This window comes from Dictyoglomus sp. (assembly GCA_025060475.1).
GTDB lineage: Bacteria > Dictyoglomota > Dictyoglomia > Dictyoglomales > Dictyoglomaceae > NZ13-RE01.
Map to the genome: position 1 here is coordinate 1 of JANXBZ010000051.1, position 709 is coordinate 709.

2 protein-coding genes are annotated in these 709 nt (G+C 28.6%); both read left to right on the plus strand.

The features are described from left to right. On the plus strand, window positions 1-464 hold a 464-nt coding region (locus NZ841_08495; GenBank protein MCS7202798.1), incomplete at its 5' end, for a BREX system Lon protease-like protein BrxL. Further along, on the plus strand, window positions 454-709 hold a 256-nt coding region (locus tag NZ841_08500; protein MCS7202799.1), incomplete at its 3' end, for a hypothetical protein. The genes NZ841_08495 and NZ841_08500, both read left to right, overlap by 11 nt.

The following is a 709-nucleotide window of genomic DNA, read 5'->3' on the forward strand; positions in this document are numbered from 1 at the left end:
TGAGACCTATAAACCAATTTTATTTTCAGGAACTTCCCGAATTTTTTAAAGAGTCAGCCCTCTTAGATAGATTTCATGGATTTAATGAGGGGTGGAGATTGCCAAGAATAAATGAAAGTATGAAGGTTAGAGGTTATGCTTTGAATGTGGAGTATTTTTCTGAGGTTTTACATGCCTTAAGATTTGCTTCAGAGTACTCCTTAATAGTTGATGAATTAATAGAGACCGAAACAAAGGCAGATACAAGGGATGTGAATGCTATTAAAAAAATAGCTACTGCATATTTTAAGCTTCTATTCCCTCATATAAGGGATGTTTCTTATGTAAGTAAAGAAGATTTTGAGATGTTTTGTTTAAAACCTGCAATTGAAAAAAGAGGAATAATAAGAAGGCAGATTCACCTTGTGGATTCTGAATACAGAGAAAATCTTCCCGAAGTAAAGGTTAGGAAAAATGTTGGATGATTTTGAAGAATTGAGATTTTTGGAAGAGCTTGAAGAATATTTAGATAGAATAGAAAAAGATAAAAGTATTGATATAGAAAAGGAATTGGTAAAAATTAGAGAGAATATTGAAAGATTAAATAATATTACTAAAAGAACTTTACATATTTTAGGAAGATTAATGAAGTTAATAGAAAATAATAAAATTAATAAAATTAGAGATAGTAATGAAAAAATATTAAAAAAGAAACTTCCAAAAGGTTTGA